General features: G+C 70.1%; 12 protein-coding genes. 6 read left to right on the plus strand and 6 right to left on the minus strand.

The window, feature by feature from the left end; genetic code table 11:
• The 4 genes from ACPUER_RS34370 to ACPUER_RS34385 all read right to left on the minus strand — a co-directional run.
• On the minus strand, positions 1 to 1221 hold a 1221-nt coding region (locus ACPUER_RS34370), incomplete at its 3' end, for a molybdopterin-dependent oxidoreductase (protein ID WP_425133282.1).
• A gap of 16 nt (positions 1222 to 1237) precedes the next feature.
• On the minus strand, positions 1238 to 1582 hold the full coding sequence (nirD, locus tag ACPUER_RS34375; RefSeq protein ID WP_047903106.1) for a nitrite reductase small subunit NirD: 345 nt from the start codon (positions 1580 to 1582) through the stop codon (positions 1238 to 1240).
• A 38-nt stretch (positions 1583 to 1620) separates the two neighbouring features.
• Entirely contained in the window at positions 1621 to 4218 is a 2598-nt protein-coding gene (nirB, locus tag ACPUER_RS34380; protein WP_425133283.1) for a nitrite reductase large subunit NirB, read from the minus strand.
• Between the two features lie 21 nt (positions 4219 to 4239).
• Positions 4240 to 5565 carry an MFS transporter gene (locus ACPUER_RS34385; RefSeq protein WP_425133284.1) on the minus strand — a complete coding sequence of 442 codons (1326 nt, stop codon included), beginning with the start codon at positions 5563 to 5565 and terminating at the stop codon, positions 4240 to 4242.
• 641 nt (positions 5566 to 6206) lie between these two features.
• Here ACPUER_RS34385 and cobA point away from each other — a divergent pair.
• The 6 genes from cobA to ACPUER_RS34415 all read left to right on the plus strand — a co-directional run bounded on the left by cobA (position 6207) and on the right by ACPUER_RS34415 (position 11356).
• Entirely contained in the window at positions 6207 to 6968 is a 762-nt protein-coding gene (cobA, locus tag ACPUER_RS34390; protein ID WP_425133285.1) for a uroporphyrinogen-III C-methyltransferase, read from the plus strand.
• A gap of 165 nt (positions 6969 to 7133) precedes the next feature.
• Positions 7134 to 7730, plus strand: a complete 597-nt coding sequence (locus tag ACPUER_RS34395; RefSeq protein WP_175963501.1) for an ANTAR domain-containing response regulator — start codon at positions 7134 to 7136, stop codon at positions 7728 to 7730.
• Between the two features lie 5 nt (positions 7731 to 7735).
• A complete protein-coding gene (locus ACPUER_RS34400) occupies positions 7736 to 8788 on the plus strand; it encodes a CmpA/NrtA family ABC transporter substrate-binding protein (RefSeq protein WP_425133286.1) in 1053 nt (350 codons plus the stop codon).
• A 111-nt stretch (positions 8789 to 8899) separates the two neighbouring features.
• Positions 8900 to 9499 carry a uracil-DNA glycosylase family protein gene (locus ACPUER_RS34405; RefSeq protein WP_425133287.1) on the plus strand — a complete coding sequence of 200 codons (600 nt, stop codon included), beginning with the start codon at positions 8900 to 8902 and terminating at the stop codon, positions 9497 to 9499.
• A gap of 90 nt (positions 9500 to 9589) precedes the next feature.
• Positions 9590 to 10531 (plus strand): helix-turn-helix transcriptional regulator, encoded by a 942-nt coding sequence (locus ACPUER_RS34410; protein WP_310137660.1) that lies wholly within the window; start codon positions 9590 to 9592, stop codon positions 10529 to 10531.
• A gap of 126 nt (positions 10532 to 10657) precedes the next feature.
• On the plus strand, positions 10658 to 11356 hold the full coding sequence (locus tag ACPUER_RS34415) for a fumarylacetoacetate hydrolase family protein (protein WP_425133288.1): 699 nt from the start codon (positions 10658 to 10660) through the stop codon (positions 11354 to 11356).
• A 102-nt stretch (positions 11357 to 11458) separates the two neighbouring features.
• Here the strand turns inward: ACPUER_RS34415 and ACPUER_RS34420 are convergent, their stop codons facing one another.
• Together ACPUER_RS34420 and ACPUER_RS34425 are read right to left on the minus strand one after the other, a co-directional pair.
• Entirely contained in the window at positions 11459 to 12004 is a 546-nt protein-coding gene (locus tag ACPUER_RS34420; RefSeq protein WP_175963496.1) for a DUF4303 domain-containing protein, read from the minus strand.
• 132 nt (positions 12005 to 12136) lie between these two features.
• A complete protein-coding gene (locus ACPUER_RS34425) occupies positions 12137 to 13348 on the minus strand; it encodes an MFS transporter (protein WP_425133289.1) in 1212 nt (403 codons plus the stop codon).
• Between the last annotated feature and the right edge of the window lie 183 nt (positions 13349 to 13531).

Here is a 13531-nt window from a genome sequence, read left to right on the forward strand (position 1 = left end):
GGTGTGAGGTTTGGTGCAGACGAACCACGAGGCCGTCCGGCCCCCGCCGCGGAGGCTGGGGGGGCGGTGGGGGGGGGGGGGGGGGGGCCCCGCGCCCCCCCGCCCCCCCCCCCCCCGCCACAGGTTCTCGACGAAGCGCCGGTCGTCGTCGGACAGCACCGAGCGCTGGCCCGGCAGCCCGGCGCCCATGTAGCCCATCTCGCGCCCACCCATCGCGTTCGGCTGGCCCGTCAGCGAGAACGGCCCGCTGCCGGGGCGGCAGATGCGGCCGGTCGCGAGATGCAGGTTGCAGATCGCGTTGGTGTTCCATACGCCGTGCGTGCTCTGGTTGAGCCCCATCGTCCAGCAGCTCATCCACTCCGGCGCATCGCCGATCCATTGCGCGGCCGTGCGCAGGTCGGCTTCCGCGAGCCCGGTGATTTCTGCGACGCGCTCGGGCGTGTAGTCGGCGAGGAACGCGGGCATCGCGTCCCAGCCTTCGGTGTATGCGTCGATGAACGCGCCGTCGGTGCGGCCGTTCGCGTGCAGCAGGTGCAGCAGCCCGTTCGTCAGCGCGAGATCGGTGCCGGGGCGGATCTGCAGGAACAGGTCGGCCTTGTCGGCCGTGCCGGTGCGGCGCGGATCGACGACGATCAGCTTCGCGCCGGCCTTCACGCGATCCATCATCCGCAGGAACAGGATCGGATGGCAGTCGGCCATGTTCGCGCCGATCACGAAGAACAGGTTCGCGCGATCGAAGTCCTGGTACGACCCGGGCGGGCCGTCCGCGCCGAGCGACTGCTTGTAGCCGGTGCTCGCGCTCGCCATGCAGAGGCGCGAGTTCGACTCGATGTTGTTGGTGCCGACGAAACCCTTCGCGAGCTTGTTGACGAGGTATTGCGCCTCGATCGACATCTGCCCCGACACATAGAACGACAGCGCGTCGGGGCCGTGCGCATCGAGCACCGCGCGCAGGCGGCGCGCGGTCTCGGCGATCGCGTCGCGCGCCGGCAGCGGCACGAGGTCGTCCTCGCGCGCACGGCGCACGAACGCGCGGTCGAGCCGCCCGGAGCGGCGCAGCGCGACGTGCGCCGACGAACCCTTTGTGCACAGTCGCCCGAAGTTGGTCGGATGGTCGGCGTCGCCGGACACCTTGACGACTTCGCCATCCTCGACGTGCAGCACCATCCCGCAGCCGACGCCGCAGTACGGGCACACGCTCTTGACGGGGGTGGCGGTCATGCGCGCTCCGGGGCGGTCAGGCCGCGATCCACACGAAGCCGTCCTCGACCCGCGACGGATACGCGCTCACCGACTGCTCGGGCGCTTCGAGGCATTCGCCGGTGCGCAGGTCGAAATGCTGCTTGTACAGCGGCGATGCGACGACGACGCGCTCGCCGAGGCTGCCGATCAGCCCGCGCGACATCACGGCCGCCTGCGACACGGGATCGACGTTGTCGATCGCGAACACGCCGCCGTCTGCGTGCGCGACGTGAAACACCGCGACCTGCTCGCCGTTGACGAGTGCGCACACGCCGGTGTTCGGCACGATGTCGTCGAGCGGGCACACGCGGGTCCAGGACAGCGGAAGACGATCGTTCATGATGGGCTCCTTGGAAAAGACGCTGGTGTCGGTCAGGGTCAGACGGTTGCGGATTCGGTCACGGCCTGCGTCGCGCTTGCGGCGACGACGGGAATCGTCACGGGCTTGCCGCGCACGCGCTCGTCGGGCGTCGCGGGGCGAATCTGGCCGCGCGTCTCGACGAACGCGATGTTCGCGTCCGGCGCGTCGCTGTTCACGAAGTGGCGGAAGCGCTTGCGCGTGTCGGGATCGGTGACGGCCTTCTTCCATTCGCACTCGTAGGTGTCGACCACGTGCTGCATGTCGGCTTCGAGTTCGGCCGCGATCCCGAGCTTGTCGTGCACGACCACGTCGGTCAGGTAGTCGAGCCCGCCTTCGAGGTTGTCGCGCCATACGCTCGTGCGTTGCAGGCGGTCGGCCGTGCGCACGTAGAACATCAGGAAGCGGTCGATGTAGCGAACCAGCGTAGCGCGATCGAGGTCGGACGCGAGCAGTTCCGCGTGGCGCGGCTTCATCCCGCCGTTGCCGCATACGTACAGGTTCCAGCCCTTCTCGGTCGCGATGATGCCGACGTCCTTGCCCTGCGCTTCCGCACACTCGCGCGTGCAGCCCGACACGCCGAACTTGATCTTGTGCGGCGCGCGCAGGCCCTTGTAGCGGTTCTCGAGGTCGATCGCGAAGCCGACCGAATCGTCGACGCCGTAGCGGCACCACGTCGAGCCAACGCACGACTTCACGGTGCGCAGCGCCTTGCCGTACGCATGCCCCGATTCGAAGCCGGCCGCGATCAGCTCTTCCCAGATCGACGGCAACTGCTCGACGCGCGCGCCGAACAGGTCGACGCGCTGGCCGCCGGTGATCTTCGTATAGAGTCCGTACTTCTGCGCGACCTGGCCGACCGCGATCAGCCCTTCCGGCGTGACCTCGCCGCCCGGCATGCGCGGCACGACCGAGTACGTGCCGTCGCGCTGGATGTTCGCGAGGTAGTAGTCGTTCGAATCCTGCAGCCCCGCGTGTTCCTTCTTCAGCACGAACTCGTTGAAGCACGACGCGAGAATGCCCGCGACCGCCGGCTTGCACACGTCGCAGCCGAGCCCGCGGCCGTGCTTCGCGAGCAGTTCGTCGAAGGTCGTGAGGCCTTCGACGCGGACCAGGTGGAACAGCTCCTGGCGCGAATGCGGGAAGTGCTCGCAGATATGGTTGTTGACCGCGAGGCCCTGCTTCTTCATCTCGGCCTTCATGATCTGCGTGACGAGCGGCACGCAGCCGCCGCACGACGTGCCGGCGCCCGTGCACGACTTCAGCGCGCCGAGGCTGGTCGCGCCGTCGGCGACCGCCGTGCAGATCCGCGACTTCGACACGTTGTTGCACGAGCAGATCTGTGCGCCGTCCGGCAGCGCGTCGACGCCGATCGCCTGCTTCGCCGCGCCGTCCGACGACGGCAGGATCAGGAATTCGGGCGACTCGGGCAGCTCGATGCGGTTCAGCATCATCTGCAGCAGCGTGCCGTATTCCGCCGCGTCGCCGACCATCACCGCGCCGTGCAGGAACTTGCCGCAGTCGGACACCACGAGCTTCTTGTAGACCTGCCGGCGCTCGTCCGCGTACTGATAGGTGCGGCTGCCGGCCGTCGTGCCGTGCGCGTCGCCGATGCTCGCGACGTCGACGCCCATCAGCTTCAGCTTCGTGCTCATGTCGGCGCCCGCGAACGCAGCCGCGCCCGTGCCGTCAGCGCTGCCTGCGAGCCGCTTCGCGACCACGCGCGCCATGTCGTAGCCGGGTGCGACGAGGCCGTACACCATGCCGTTCCACGCCGCGCATTCGCCGATCGCGTAGATGTCGGCGTCGCTCGTGCGGCAAGCGTCGTCGATCGCGACGCCGCCGCGCGGGCCGATGTCGAGCCCGCATGCACGCGCCAGTTCATCACGCGCGCGGATGCCGGCCGAGAACACGATCATGTCGGCATCGAGATGCGTGCCGTCGGCGAACGCCATCCGGTGCGTGCCTTCCTCGCCATCGACGATCTCGAGCGTGTTCTTGCCCGTATGCACGGTCACGCCGAGCGCCTCGATCTTCGCGCGCAGCATCCGGCCGCCGCCGTCGTCGACCTGCACGGCCATCAGGCGCGGCGCGAATTCGACGACGTGCGTGTCGAGCCCCATGTCGCGCAGCGCCTTCGCGCATTCGAGGCCGAGCAGCCCGCCGCCGACCACGACGCCGCGCTTCGCGTGCGTGCCGCACGCCTGCATCGCTTCGAGATCCTCGATCGTCCGGTACACGAAGCAGCCCGCGCGATCATGCCCCGGCATCGGCGGCACGAACGGGCGCGAGCCCGTCGCGAGCACCAGCTTGTCGTACGCGAGCGTTTCGCCCGACGCGAGCGTGACCGTATGCGCGGCGCGGTCGATCGATGCGACGCGCGCATTCAGGCGCAGGTCGAATTGAGGATGACGCTCGAAGAAGCCGGGTTCGACGAGCGACAGGTCGACCGCCGACTTGCCCGCGAAGAATTCGGACAGGTGCACGCGATCGTAGGCCGGACGCGGCTCCTCGCCGAGCACGGTGACCTGCAGCGCGCCCGTCGTGCCCGCTTCCGCCGCGACGCATTCGAGCAGCTTGTGGCCGACCATGCCGTGGCCGATGACGATGAGTTTCATGATGACGTTTCCTTCGGTCGATCAGTTCGCGACGCTGCCCGCGGCCAGCGCGCGGTCACGCAGCTCGGCCTCGCGTGCCTTGTGTTCTTCGCTGAAGCGCACGGCCATCGCGCACAGCGCGGTCGCGGTGACGGCCAGGCCCAGCAGGCTCAGCGTGTGCTGCACGTCGCCGATGCCCTTCAGCAGGAAGCTCGCGGCAACCGCGCCGACGTTGCCGCCCGCGCCGACGATCCCCGCGACGCCGCCGAGCGCCTTGCGGTCGATGAACGGCACCAGCGCGTAGGTCGCGCCGCAGGCCATGTGCGTGAAGAGGCCGAAGGTCAGCATCGCGACGAGTGCGATGCCGACGCTTTGCGCATGCGAGAACCAGATCAGCCCGAGCCCTTCGCCGATGATCAGCGCGCACAGCAGCGTCGCACGCACGTCGAGGCTGCGGCGCGCGGCGATCTTGTCGGACAGCCAGCCGCCGAGCGCGCGGGCGAACAGCGCGAGCAGCCCGAACATGCCGGCCGCGAGACCCGCATCCTTCAGCGACAGGCTGAAGTGATCGACGTAGTACAGCGCGGCGATGTTGTGGATGAACACCTCGACGCCGAAGCACGCGCCATACGTGACGAACAGCATCCACACGCGATAGTTGCCGCACGCGGCGACGAAGCTCGCCCAGCCGCCCTTCTTGCCGCTGTCGATCGTCACGCCTTCCTTGCGCAGCGCGACGAAGTCGCCTTGCGGGCAATCCTGCGTGAAGCGCCAGTACGCCCAGGCCATCACGAGCATCGCAGCGCCCGGCACGACCAGCGCGATGCGCCACGACGAGCCTTCGCCGAAGCCGAGCATCAGGCCGGCGGCGACCAGCAGCGGCATCAGCGCCTGCGTCGCGCCCGCGCCCGCATTGCCCCAGCCGGCCGTCGTCGCGTTCGCGGTGCCGACCACGTTCGGCGCGAACATCACCGACGTGTGGTACTGCGTGATCACGAAGCCCGCGCCGATCGCGCCGATGCCGAGCCGGCAGATCAGGAACGACCAGTAGTCATGCGCGAACGACACGGCGAACACGGGAATCGCGCCGAGCAGCAGCAGGCCGGCATAGATGCGGCGCGGGCCGAAGCGGTCGCACAGCGGGCCGACGAGCAGCCGCACGGCGATCGTCGCGGCCACCGCGGCGATGTTGATGTTGGCGACCTGTGCCGCCGTCAGATGAAATTCGCGTGCGATGAGCGGCATCAGCGGCGCGCATGCGAACCACGCGAAGAAGCACACGAAAAACGCCATCCACGTCAGGTGGAACGCGCGCATCGGCGCGGTGCGGAGGCTGAAGAGATCGATACGGGTAGCTTTGTCGGTCATGTCATCCGCCAAACGAAAAACGGCGTCCTGCGCACCCGGTCTCGTCGAGACCCGATGCGTAGGACGCCGTTGCCCATGAAGCCCGTTGCCGGGCGCGTATGTATTCGGTACTGCGGACGAATCGCCATTGACGCGTCCGAACCAGCTTACGCAAACGCCGTGCCATGTCGGCCCGAATCGCGCCGGTGGCCCCGCCGCGCAAGGCTCGCCGGCCAGCATGCGCCGCGCTCCGGCACGCGGCGCACGATGCGTCGTGAAGCAGCAAGGCACAGATGTGGTGCGCTGCAGCACTGTCGCCGTGCGACATTGCGGTGCGCACTGACGGGGCACGATGCACGCCGGCGCGGCATCGCGTCTCTCCGCGCTGCGTGCGCATTCATGCACGCGGCCGTCGCGCCGCGCTCCCGCCGCGCATCGCGCCGGTTGGCCCGGATATTGCTGAAGCTCATGCATCACACCGGCAACGGCGCCGGTGGGCAGTTCCCGCAAAACCATGCCCGTCGATCACGGCGGGCCCGTCAGGACAACGGCGTCCCTCCCGTGCGCGGCACGGCCGGATGCCGGTATGTTTCTACCGCCCGCCGCCGCCGCGCAGACAACGCGCTATCGACGGCCGCACGCACGCGGCACTGGAACACGACATGACGACAGGCAAAGTCACCTTGCTGGGCGCCGGCCCCGGCGACCTCGATCTCCTCACGCTGAAGGCCGTGAAAGCACTGGCCGCCGCCGACGTGCTGCTGCTCGACGACCTCGTCGCGCCCGGCATCGCCGAACTCGCCCCGCAGGCGCGCGTGATCCGCGTCGGCAAGCGCGGCGGCTGCCGCTCCACGCCGCAGGCGTTCATCGAGCGGCTGATGCGCCGCTACGCGCTGCGCGGCGCGCACGTGGTGCGCGTGAAGGGCGGCGACGCGCTGCTGTTCGGGCGGGCCGGCGAAGAGCTCGCGACGCTGCGCGCCGCCGCGATTCCCGTGGAGATCGTCAACGGCATCTCGTCGGGATTCGCGGCCGCCGCGAGCCTCGGCATCTCGCTCACGCACCGCGAGCACTGCCAGGGTGTCACGTTCGTCACCGCGCACCGCCAGGATCACGGCGAACCCGACTGGTCGCGGCTCGCGGCGACCGGCACCACGCTCGCGATCTACATGGGGATGAGCCGCGTCGACAGCATTGCGGCGGGCCTGCTCGCCGCGCTGCCGGCGTCGACGCCCGCCGCGGCCGTGCAATGGGCCGGCACGCCCGACGAGCGCCGCTGGACCGGTATGCTCGGCAATCTCGCGCGCGGCATCGACGAAGCGCGGCTCGGCAGCCCGGCGGTGATCCTCGTCGGCGGCGCGATCGGCGAGGCGGCCGTGCAGCACGAGGATGCCGCGCGCGACGCGGCGCTGGCCCGGGCTGCGTAGCATGCGCTGCATCACGCGGCGCCGGCCGCCCATCTCTTCCGAATCCATTGGCCGCGTTCGCGCCGGCCGCCGGTCGCGCACGCGCGGTATCGGAACCGCGTCCCGACTCGGCCGTCACATGCCGTTCGCGCGTCGCGCCGACCTTCCGCCGCTGCCGCTCGCCTCATGAGTGCGTCCGCCCTGCCCACCCGCCTGCGCGTGCTGCTCGTCACCGACACCGACAAGCCGATCGGCGAGCTCGGCGACGCGCTCGCGCGCCTCGGCTACGAGATGCTGAACGACGTCGCGACGCCCGCGCGCCTGCCGGCGGCCGTCGAGGAGCAGCGCCCCGATGTCGTGATCATCGATACCGATTCGCCGTCGCGCGACACGCTCGAGCAGCTCGCGGTGATGAACGCGACCGCGCCGCGCCCCGTGCTGATGTTCAGCCACGACGGCGACCAGGCGCTGATCCGCGCGGCGGTCGGCGCGGGCGTCAGCGCGTATCTCGTCGAAGGATTGTCGGCCGAGCGCCTCGCGCCGATTCTCGAAGTCGCGCTCGCGCGCTTCTCGCACGACGATGCGCTGCGCCGCCGGCTCGCCGACGTCGAGCGCGAACTCGCGGAGCGCAAGCTGATCGACCGCGCGAAACGCGTGCTGATGGACCAGCGCAGGCTGTCCGAGCACGATGCGTATGCAGCGCTGCGCAAGCGCGCGATGGATCAGGGCCTGCGCATCGTCGACGTCGCGCGGCAATTGCTCGACGCGTCACCCCAGTCATGACCGCCATGAATACTTCGCCTCCCGCCGCGCCGGAACGCGCACATCTTCGCCTCGGGTTCGTCGCGCTCAGCGATGCGGCCCCGCTGATCGTCGCGCAGCGCCTGAACCTCGGTGCGCCGCATGGCCTGACGCTCGAACTGAACCGCCAGCCGTCGTGGGCCGCCGTGCGCGACAAGCTGCTGAGCGGCGAGCTCGACGCCGCGCATGCGCTGTACGGGCTCGTCTGCGGGCTGCAGCTCGGCATCGGCGGCCCGCAGGCGGACATGGCCGCGCTGATGGTGCTGAACCGCAACGGCCAGGCCATCTCGTTCTCGCGCGGCCTCGCCGACGCGTACCGCGAGAGCGGCAGCGTGCGCGACGCGCTCGCGACGCTCGGCCGCAAGCCGCTGCTCGCGCAGACGTTCCCGACCGGCACGCACGCGATGTGGCTGAACCACTGGCTCGCATCGCACGGCGTCGATCCGCTGCGCGACGTGCGCAGCGTCGTGATCCCGCCGCCCGAGATGGTCGCCGCGCTCGCGAACGGCGAGCTCGACGGCTTCTGCGCGGGCGAGCCGTGGCATGCGGTCGCCGAAGCGTGCCACGCAGGCCGCACCGTCGCGGTCACGAGCGAGATCTGGCCCGATCATCCGGAGAAGGTGCTCGCGGCCCGACGCGACTTCGTCTCGCTGTATCCGGCAACCGCACGCGCGCTGATCCGCACGCTGATCGACGCGTGCGCGTGGCTCGACAGCGCCGCGCACCGGGTCGAGGCGGCCGACTGGCTCGCGTCGCCCGACGCGATCGGCGTGCCGGCCCGGCTGATCGCACCGCGCCTGCTCGGCGACTACGGCGCGGGGCCGTTCGCGGAGCCGCCGCTGCCGATCCGCTTCCACGACGGCGGCGCCGTGAACCGGCCCGATCCGCTCGACGGCCGGTGGTTCCTGGCCCAATACCGGCGCTGGGGCATGCTCGACGGCCCGCGCGACGATGTGGAGATCGCCGCGGCGATCGCGCAGAGCGCGTTGTATGATGCTGCGGTCGCCGAAGGCGGCGCAGCGGGCCAGTCGCAAGCGTGATGCAGTTGGCGCGCGCCGGAGCCGCGCCACGCCGATCCGGGCCACCCGGTGGCTTCCGGCATGCGCCGCACGAACGACACCGCCTTGCCACTCCGTCCCCGATCCGAATCGATGCCGAAACGAACGCGCGCGCCGCTCGACGTGCTGCTCACCGAAATCCGCGCGTGCCGCGCATGCGAAGCCGAGCTGCCGCTCGGCCCGCGGCCGGTCGTGCGCGCGCAGCGCGACGCGCGGATCCTGATCGTCGGGCAGGCGCCGGGCGCGCGTGTCCATGCGAGCGGCATCCCGTGGGACGACGCGAGCGGCAAGCGGCTGCGCGGCTGGCTCGACGTCGATGCCGAGACCTTCTACGACGAGACGCGCTTCGCGATCGTGCCGATGGGTTTCTGCTACCCGGGCCGCGGCGCGAGCGGCGACAACCCGCCGCGCCCCGAATGCGCGCAACTGTGGATCGACCGGCTGGTTGCCGAGTTGCCGTCGGTCCGGCTGACGCTGCTGATCGGCCAGTACGCGCAGCGGCATTTCCTGCGCGAGTCGCGCAAGGCGACGCTGACCGACACCGTGCACGCCTGGCGCGACTACGGCCCCGGCGTGCTGCCGCTGCCGCATCCGTCGCCGCGCAACCAGGCGTGGTTCAAGCACCATCCGTGGTTCGACGCCGACGTCGTGCCCGAGCTGCGCCGCCGGGTCGCGCCGCTGGTTGCGGGTTGATCGCGCGCCCCCCCATCCCCGCCCATCCCCGCCGCGCCCGGTTCGCTGTACCATCGCGGCTCAACCGCGTCACGAACCGCAGAATCCTTCATGCCATCCACCGCCCCGCCGCGCCTGTACGGGATGCCCGAACGCAGCGACCGGCTCGATTTCTACATCCGCGACCAGGCGTCGCGCCAGGCGATCACCGAGCCGCACCGGCACGCGTATTTCCAGATCCAGTTCAACCTCGGCGGCGACACCGAGCAGCGGATCGGCGGCGTCACGCGGCCGTTTCCGCGTGGCGCGCTCGCGTTCGTGCTGCCGCATCGCGAGCACCTGATCCCGCATCCGGAAGGCGCGCACTTCATCGTCATCAACTTCAGCCAGGCGTTCCTGCGCGCCGACCTCGACGTCGATCCGCTCGATCTCGAGGACGTGCCCGCGCACCGCTTTCCCGAGCTGACGCCGTTCCGCTTCCAGGAGCATCTCGACTTCATCCTGACCGGCGACACGTACGACGAAGCGCGCCGCCTCGCGCTGTGCATGCTCGACACCGATCGCGTGCGCACCTTCGGCTCGACCACGCTGCTGCGCGGCTACCTGCTGCAGCTGATCGGGCTCGTCTGCACGCAGTACGCGGGCGCGCTCGACAAGCTCGCGCAGCGCGGCGCCCAGCGCGCGGGCCGGCGCGACGCGCTCGCGCGCGTGCTGCGGCACGTGCGCGCGAACCTGACCCGCGAGGACCTGACGCTCGCCGCGACCGCCGAGGCCGCGTTCCTGTCGCCGAACTACCTCGCGCACCTGGTCCGCAAGGAAACCGGCAGCACGTTCACCGATCTCGTGACCGAGCGCCGGATCGCGCTCGCGCAATCGCTGCTGGCCCATACGAGCCGGCGCATCGCGGACATCGCGCGCTCGGTCGGCTTCCGCGACGAAGGGTATTTCGCGCGGCGCTTCCGCGCGCGGGTCGGCGTGTCGCCGAAGGCGTATCGCGACGCGAACGCCGCGTTGCCGGACGGCGACGACGCACCCGCCGCCGACGACGCGTAGTTTTGTCCCGGTAAAACGCAGTTGCGTCGCATCCGGCCGCACGCGCGTCGGGTATCGTTGCACGCATGCCGGCCCGTGCGCCGCACGGGCGCCGGCATCCGTCTACCCACCGAACGAGGCCATCCGATGTCCGCCTATGTCATCGACGCTTCCGAGCGTCCTTCCGTCGAAGTCGAACAGTCTTCCGCGCGCTTTCCGGTGCGCCGCGTGTTCTGCGTCGGCCGCAACTACGCCGACCACGCACGCGAAATGGGCGCCGATCCCGACCGCGAGCCGCCGTTCTTCTTCACGAAGCCGGCCGACGCGATCGTCCCGGCAAGCGGCACCGTCCCGTATCCGCCGCTGACGAGCGACCTCCATCATGAAATCGAACTGGTCGTCGCGATCGGCAAGGACGGCCGGTCGATCGACCCGGCCGACGCGCTGTCGCACGTGTGGGGCTACGGCGTCGGCGTCGACCTCACGCGCCGCGACCTGCAGGCCGAAGCGAAGAAGCTGAGCCGTCCGTGGGACTGGGCGAAGGGTTTCGACGCGTCGGGCCCCGTGACCGCGCTGCGCGCGGCGTCGGCCACCGGCCACCCGGCCGCCGGCCGCATCTGGCTCGCGGTCAACGGCGAAACGCGCCAGCAAGGCGATCTGGCCGACATGATCTGGGCCGTGCCCGACGTCATCGCATATGTGTCGCGCTCGGTCGAGCTGAAGGCCGGCGACCTGATCTTCACCGGCACGCCGGCCGGCGTCGGCGCGCTGCAGCCGGGCGACCGCGTGTCGGGCGGCGTCGACGGCGTCGCGGCGTTCGAGTTCGTCGTCGGCGCGAAGCCGTAACGGATCAAAGAGTCACGCGCGCACGCGGGCGGATGCGGCGCTCGCCGTGCGTTGCGCGTTGCGCGTTGTGGCTCTGGCCGGCCGCGACGGCATTCCGGTTGCTCAGTCGTAGCGGCGCAGAAATTTGTCGGCGACGGCCGGCGGATTCAGCGCTTTCGCCGATTCGTTTTCCAGTGCCTCGGCTGCGTCGTCGTCGCTGATCGATACGAACAGCGTGATGGCTTCCCTTGCTTCACCCGTGCCGAACAGGCCGTCGCGATCGAGCAGCCGCAACGCCTCGATCATGTCGGCGTGGAGTTGCCGGGAGAACTCCGCGAACCTCGACCGCACAAACGTCGGGCTCAGCACTTCGTCGGCCAGCTTGCCGCAGATCACGTTGAACGGCGACGCTTCCGCCGCCGCGTACGCCCACTCGGAAAAGCCCCACACGTACTGCGGATCCGGATCGTCGTCCGCGACCGCCTGTTGCGCGCGGACCCGGCTCAGCCCTTCGACCGAATTGGCCGCCGGCACCACCGTCATTGCGCCGCTGTCCGTATAAAGCGCGAACGCGTAGAAATGCTCATCCGGGTGCAACGCCCGCAGCGCCTTGAACGTCGCCCTCGCGGCGTCGGCAATTTCCCGCTGGAAATCAGAAAAGTCGATCATCGCATCCTCGCCCAGTCGCCCAGTCGCCCTTCGCGCGTCGGGGAATACGGCTCGCGGATGGTTCGTCGTCTCCCGGCGTTCGATGAATTGTCCGCCAATCGCGCGCGGCACGGTAGCGGGCCGCACCCTCGTTCACCGCCCGGCGTCCCGCGCGTCGAACACGCGCACGCAGACGGCGGCCGCCAGCGCGATCGCCGCCGACAGCAGCATCATCGCGAGCGGCGCATAGCCCGCGTTGCCGGCGGTCAGCACCGCGCCCGTCAGCGACGACAGCGCGGCGCCGCCGGCGATCGTCATCGCACCGGCCAGCCCCGACGCGCTGCCCGCCAGGTCCGGGCGCACCGACACGGCACCGGCATGCGCGCCGGGATTGGTCAGCCCGTTGCCGATGCCTACCAGCACGCATGGCCCGAACCACGCGATCGCATGCGTCGCGCCGCCGAACACCAGCGCGAGGCCGATCAACGGCCCCGCGCACGCGACGACACGACCGCACAGGATCGTCGTCGCCAGCGCGTAGTGGCGCGCGAAACGCGCGGCCAGAAAGCTGCCGCACACGAAACCGGCGGTGATCGTCCCCATGTAGAAACCGATCTCCGCCGGCGCGATGCCGAACAGCGTTTTCGCGGCGAGCGGCGCGCCGGCGAGGAACGCGTAGAACGAGCCCGTCGAAAACGCCATGCAAAGCGCATAGGCCCAGAAACGGCGGGCGCGGAGCAGCGCCGGATACGTGCGAAGCTGCCGCCCGAGACTCGACGACCGGTTCGTGTGCGTCTCGACGAGATCGAACGCGCACCAGCCGAACAGCGCGATGCCGGCCGCGCCGAGCAACCAGAAGCTCGCGCGCCAGCCCACCGTCTGATCGAGTACGCCGCCGAGCGTCGGGCCGAGCATCGGCGCGAACGCGGCCGCCATCGCCGCATAGCCGATCCGGCTCGCCGCACGGCTGCCGCCGCCGGTGTCGCGGATCGTCGCCACCGACACCGGATAGACCGACGTGATCGCCGCCTGCATCAGCCGGCACGCGAGAAACACGCGGATATCGTTCGCCATCGCGCAGCCGAGCGAGCCGAGCGCGAACACGCCGACGCTCGTCAGCACGATCGGCCTTCGCCCGAACCGGTCCGACAGCGGCCCCATCACGAACTCGAGCGATGCCGCCACCGCCGCGTATCCACCGAGCGACAGCGCGACGAGCCCATAGTCGGCGCGCAGGTCGCGCGCGATCGTCGGCAGCGACGGCAGGAACAGGCTCAGCGGCAGCACCGAGAACGCGCACAGCAGGATCAGCGTCGCGTGTCGCGGCGACGCCGCAGCGGAATCGATCGGCAGGTTCGGTTGCAAGCGAATGCCCTCCGCGCACTCGCCGCTTGGGCGTGCGCAATGCAAAAAAAGTTCTTAGCGGATTTCCGGGGAGCGCGAGAAAGACCGTCTGCGTTCGGCCAGGAGCAGCCGTTCGACATCAAGACGTAGATCGCCGACAATCTACGTCACTCGCGGAACTGCTGCTTGCTGCAAGTTCCATCG

Origin of the sequence: Burkholderia sp. DN3021 (genome assembly GCF_049805555.1) — a bacterium.
In the GTDB taxonomy this organism is placed as follows: Bacteria; Pseudomonadota; Gammaproteobacteria; order Burkholderiales; family Burkholderiaceae; genus Burkholderia; species Burkholderia pyrrocinia_C.

What these genes read in the sequence shown, in the direction of transcription:
- ACPUER_RS34420 (WP_175963496.1), bottom strand. Translation starts at nt 12,004, where the DNA reads ATGATCGACTTTTCTGATTTCCAGCGGGAAATTGCCGACGCCGCGAGG.
- ACPUER_RS34400 (WP_425133286.1), top strand. Translation starts at nt 7,736, where the DNA reads ATGAATACTTCGCCTCCCGCCGCGCCGGAACGCGCACATCTTCGCCTC.
- ACPUER_RS34405 (WP_425133287.1), top strand. Translation starts at nt 8,900, where the DNA reads ATGCCGAAACGAACGCGCGCGCCGCTCGACGTGCTGCTCACCGAAATC.
- nirB (WP_425133283.1), bottom strand. Translation starts at nt 4,218, where the DNA reads ATGAAACTCATCGTCATCGGCCACGGCATGGTCGGCCACAAGCTGCTC.
- cobA (WP_425133285.1), top strand. Translation starts at nt 6,207, where the DNA reads ATGACGACAGGCAAAGTCACCTTGCTGGGCGCCGGCCCCGGCGACCTC.
- ACPUER_RS34415 (WP_425133288.1), top strand. Translation starts at nt 10,658, where the DNA reads ATGTCCGCCTATGTCATCGACGCTTCCGAGCGTCCTTCCGTCGAAGTC.
- nirD (WP_047903106.1), bottom strand. Translation starts at nt 1,582, where the DNA reads ATGAACGATCGTCTTCCGCTGTCCTGGACCCGCGTGTGCCCGCTCGAC.
- ACPUER_RS34385 (WP_425133284.1), bottom strand. Translation starts at nt 5,565, where the DNA reads ATGACCGACAAAGCTACCCGTATCGATCTCTTCAGCCTCCGCACCGCG.
- ACPUER_RS34395 (WP_175963501.1), top strand. Translation starts at nt 7,134, where the DNA reads ATGAGTGCGTCCGCCCTGCCCACCCGCCTGCGCGTGCTGCTCGTCACC.
- ACPUER_RS34410 (WP_310137660.1), top strand. Translation starts at nt 9,590, where the DNA reads ATGCCATCCACCGCCCCGCCGCGCCTGTACGGGATGCCCGAACGCAGC.